Consider the following 4,426-nt stretch of genomic DNA (forward strand, 5'->3'; position numbering starts at 1 on the left):
GACGCGCCTGCGGCTTGTCCAACCCCGCGCCGACCGGGAAAGAGGTTCCCGCCCGTCCCGGCGTTATCAGGAGACCGGTTTGTCAGAGAAACGCAGCAAAATGCTCACGATGTGGGTGACCGAAGATGAGCACCGCCGTCTGCTGGAACGCTGCGACGGTAAACAGCTCGCGGCCTGGATGCGGCAGACCTGCCTGGACGAAAAGCCTGCGCGCACCGGAAAGCTCCCCTCACTCTCGCCGGCGCTGCTGCGCCAGCTTGCCGGCATGGGCAATAACCTGAACCAGATAGCCCGCCGTGTTAACGCCGGCGGCGGCACCGGCCATGACAGGGTACAGATTGTGGCGGCGCTGATGGCCATCGATGCCGGGCTTGAGCGGCTGCGGCACGCCGTTCTTGAGAAAGGAACGGACGATGATCGTTAAATTTCATCCACGCGGTCGCGGCGGTGGCGCCGGGCCGGTGGACTATCTTCTGGGTAAAGACCGGCAGCGTGAAGGTGCCAGCGTCCTGCAGGGGAAGCCGGAAGAAGTCCGGGAGCTGATTGACGCGTCGCCTTACGTGAAGAAATACACCTCCGGCGTCCTGTCGTTTGCGGAGGCCGATCTGCCTCCCGGCCAGCGGGAAAAACTGATGGCCAGCTTCGAGCGGGTTCTGATGCCCGGACTTGATAAAGATCAGTACAGCATTCTGTGGGTGGAGCACGAGGACAAGGGGCGTCTGGAGCTGAACTTTCTGATCCCCAATACCGAGCTGCTGACCGGCAGGCGGCTCCAGCCGTACTACGACCGCGCCGACCGGCCGCGTATCGATGCCTGGCAGACCATCGTGAACGGCAGACTGGGGCTGCACGACCCGAACGCACCGGAAAACCGCCGGGCGCTGGTCACGCCGTCCGGACTGCCGAAAACGAAGCAGGAGGCCGCAGAAGCCATCACGCGCGGACTGCTGACCCTTGCTTCGTCCGGGGAGCTGAAAACCCGTCAGGACGTCACTGAGGCGCTGGAACGGTCAGGTTTTGAGGTGGTGCGCACCACGAAAAGCAGTATCAGCATTGCCGACCCGGACGGGGGGCGAAACATCCGACTGAAGGGAGCCATCTATGAGCAGTCTTTTAACGCTGGCGAAGGACTTAGAGCAGCAATCGAAAGCGCAGAAGCAGAGTACCGGCGAGATGCTGAAAGCCGCATTCAGCGAGCACGAGCAGTCTGTCAGAGCGGAACTGAGCGCAAGCGCGAGGAGAATCAGCGACGCCATCCTCGCACACGAGCAGAGTATGAGCGAGGCGATGGAGAAAAACCGGCGGAGCGTACTGCGGACTGCCGGGCGGACATGGCTCACCATCCTGATGGTGTCAGCGCTGCTGATCGGCACGAGCGGGAGCATACTGTGGTGGCAGGGGCAGCAGATAACCGACAATTACACGCATCTTCGTCAGCAGGAAGATACCCTGGCGAAAATGACCGCCCGGACGTGGGGAGTGCGCTATCAGGAGAGCAGCGACGGCCGGAGGTTTCTTATCCTGCCGCCGGGGATGCAAACCGAAGCCATCCCCTACGACGGGACGACATGGATCCGCCTGAAACAGGAGTAGCGGAAAATGACAGAGCTGGAAAAGCAGTTGCTGAGCGCATTAGAGCAGCTACAGCAGGACTACTCGCAAAGGCTGGACGAATGGGAGAGCGCCTTCGCGGAATGGCGGAGCATGTGTGGGCTTATGCAACGGGAGAACGCGGTGCTGAACGAGCGCGTGTCGTACTTGAGCACGCAGGTGCTGAGTTTAAGCGAGCAGCTGCGCCGCTTGTCCGGGAACTGAATGCCACCGAGTTCCGGCAGAGGGAGAATGAGTATCAGAAAACACTGGAGCTGGAGCGCCAGCCGCAGAAAACCTACCGCGGGCCGACACTTTAAACCATCCAGGCAGCTGACAACCCGCACGAAGAGGGGCTCTTACTTCTCCCGCTAAATAGGTTCGTGATCAAAAAGGTCACGACTTATTCAGGAGCGGGAAATGAAGCTGTTAAATCTTATTGAATCATTGCTTAACTGCCTGTATCTGGCGGCGGAGCTGTGGGACTGGCTGGAGAAGCATTTGTCGGTTTTTAAGGCATTGGCGCGGATTTTAGTGTGACTTTAACATCCATGCATCTGGCTGCATGACTATGCACCAGTGTAATATTCAGCGGCTGCGTTTCTGGTGTTTTTTCGTTATGTCTGTCGCCACTTTCTCGCGTCTGGCACCGGAAACGCAGCCAACCCCGTTTCAGCGGTGCGGGCAATGGGACGTTATGGTAAATAAGTGGGCGTAAAAAAGCCCGGGTTACGGGCTTCTGGACGCTATGACTTACCACGACATTCTCTGCACCAACTTTGATTCGTTGCACCAGAAGGAATGGTTCTGAATCCGAATAGAGTTTGCAACTCACCTGCAGTATGAGCGGTGGTTCGCTTGCAGTTAGGGCATGTATGAGGAAGATTCACCGTGCCTACCATTTTTCTATCCTTAAACGTCTCCGCGTTCTCTGAGAATTTTCATTGCCATGCTTTTTTCTGTGTTACTGGCTGAGCCGAAAAAACCATCAGATTTAATGAGGCGCTTTAGTTCTTCACTGCTTTTGCTTTCTAAGCGCATTTTGGTTGCCTGGAGTTCATGAGCTTTTTCATCCAAAGCGTTAGCTGCGCCTTTTGCAATTTTACCGGCCGTTTCCCAAAATCCCATTTAACCACTCCTTAATGCTTATCCAATTGGACTTGTTGTGATCCGACGACTCCGACATTTAGGGCAATAATCAGGCGTGCCATAACCAGTACGACTGGTCCACTCATGCTTACAATCCAAACACTTAGCCCGGTAGATTGTCGGTGCCATTGAATACTCCATTGATTTTAAAAATATTTGTATAGTGCACTAAAATTATCGGCAGTTTTTCTCGGAGCTTGAGAGGTAGATAACCCTAAGCTGATATGTTGCCTTTATGATGGTTTTCGTGTGCCAAGGTTAGCTAGGTAAGGGATTTACTGTGGGAAGTGCTGGTTCGCGAAGTGAAGCGTTATGGTAAATACATATTATGGTTATTTATTAGGAGTAACTCTGGGAGAGTGGGCTATGGGATCAGATGTTCAATGGCAGATAGATAATGGTTATTTGGCGCAAGTTATGGGGGATTTTTCGACAGAGTCGCCTAGCTTTGAAATGCCAATGTTTGGGCGATATTTTGATACCTTTCAAGCTGCTATACATGTTGCAAAAGCTTTCCCAGGGAGTACGTTGCAGCCATCAGAGTACGAAGATAAAACTGGGATGGTAATACGTCATTATTATGTGGATTGTCATCCGTATTATGATCGACTTCCTCCTGAAAAAAGCGATGATTTTCAGTATGATGAATACCCTTCTGCTATTCATGTGGCTGCGTGTATTGATCAAGCCAGCAAAGAACTCGACGAACTATTGTTTGGTGGTGGATATGGGGAAAATGGTGAGGGGCATGCAAGCCCGATAATTTTATATTAGTGTGAGGGGGCGGAGGGATATTATCCAATTTGTAAAATGATCTTCTTGAGATCGTTTTGCTCTGCGCGTAATCTCTTGCTCTGAAAACGAAAAAACCACCTGGGGAGGTGGTTTTTCGAAGGTTCAGTAAGTTGGGGAACTTCTGAACCGTGGTAACAGTCTTGTGCGAGACGTGTCACCAAATCTGTCCTTCCAGTGTAGCCGTAGTCCGGCCACCACTTCAAGAACTCTCGATACATCTCTCGCACATCCTGCTTACCAGTGGCTACCGCCAATGGCGATTTTGTCGTGTCTTTCCGGGTTGGACTCAAGTTGATAGTTACCGGAATGGGCGTGGTAGTCGGACTGAACGGGGGGTTCGTGCATACAGTCCAGCTTGGAGCGAACTGCCTACCCGGAACTGAGTGTCAGGCGTGGAATGAGACAAACGCGGCCATAACAGCGGAGTGACACCGGTAAACCGAAAGGCAGGAACAGGAGAGCGCACGAGGGAGCCGCCAGGGGGAAACGCCTGGTATCTTTAAGTCCTGTCGGGTTTCGCCACCACTGATTTGAGCGTCAGATTTCGTGATGCTTGTCAGGGGGGCGGAGCCTATGGAAAAACGGCTTCGCCGCGGCCTTCTCGTTTCCCTGTTAAGTCTCTTCCTCGCATCTACCAGGAAATTTCCGCCCCGCTCGTAAGCCATTTCCGCTCGCCGCAGCCGAACGACCGAGCGCAGCGAGTCAGTGAGCGAGGAAGCGGAATATATCCTGTACCACATATTCTGCTGACGCACCGGTGCCGCCTTTTTTCTCCTGCCACATGAAGCACTTCACTGACACCCTCATCCGTGCCAACATAGTAAGCCAGTATACACTCCGCTAGCGCTTCGTGACTGGTTCAGGGCTGCGCCCCGAAACCCGCCAAAAGCCT

The 4,426-nt window shown here is 54.0% G+C and carries 6 protein-coding genes; 4 read left to right on the top strand and 2 right to left on the bottom strand.

The window, feature by feature from the left end:
- Positions 1-100: 100 nt before the first annotated feature.
- The 3 genes from H7R58_RS25130 (at position 101) to H7R58_RS25145 (ending at position 1,815) form a co-directional block, all read left to right on the top strand.
- Positions 101-424 (top strand): MobC family plasmid mobilization relaxosome protein, encoded by a 324-nt coding sequence (locus tag H7R58_RS25130; protein ID WP_176689730.1) that lies wholly within the window; start codon positions 101-103, stop codon positions 422-424.
- A gap of 677 nt (positions 425-1,101) precedes the next feature.
- A complete protein-coding gene (locus tag H7R58_RS25140; protein WP_015060400.1) occupies positions 1,102-1,593 on the top strand; it encodes an MbeB family mobilization protein in 492 nt (163 codons plus the stop codon).
- A 6-nt stretch (positions 1,594-1,599) separates the two neighbouring features.
- The gene (locus tag H7R58_RS25145) at positions 1,600-1,815 is read left to right on the top strand and encodes an MbeD family mobilization/exclusion protein (RefSeq protein WP_137500696.1); all 216 of its coding nucleotides are present in this window, start codon (positions 1,600-1,602) and stop codon (positions 1,813-1,815) included.
- Between the two features lie 687 nt (positions 1,816-2,502).
- On the opposite strand, the gene H7R58_RS25150 is transcribed toward H7R58_RS25145, so the two are convergent.
- Positions 2,503-2,718, bottom strand: a complete 216-nt coding sequence (locus tag H7R58_RS25150; RefSeq protein ID WP_015387220.1) for a hypothetical protein — start codon at positions 2,716-2,718, stop codon at positions 2,503-2,505.
- 333 nt (positions 2,719-3,051) lie between these two features.
- On the opposite strand from H7R58_RS25150, the gene H7R58_RS25155 reads away from it, so the two are divergent.
- On the top strand, positions 3,052-3,513 hold the full coding sequence (locus H7R58_RS25155; RefSeq protein ID WP_128348982.1) for a hypothetical protein: 462 nt from the start codon (positions 3,052-3,054) through the stop codon (positions 3,511-3,513).
- Positions 3,514-3,768: 255 nt separating this feature from the next.
- Here H7R58_RS25155 and H7R58_RS25435 read toward each other — a convergent pair whose 3' ends face one another.
- Positions 3,769-3,879, bottom strand: a complete 111-nt coding sequence (locus H7R58_RS25435; RefSeq protein WP_063858821.1) for a hypothetical protein — start codon at positions 3,877-3,879, stop codon at positions 3,769-3,771.
- Positions 3,880-4,426 lie beyond the last annotated feature (547 nt).

The sequence above is a fragment of the Klebsiella sp. WP4-W18-ESBL-05 genome (assembly GCF_014169075.1).
Lineage (GTDB): Bacteria > Pseudomonadota > Gammaproteobacteria > Enterobacterales > Enterobacteriaceae > Kluyvera > Kluyvera ascorbata_B.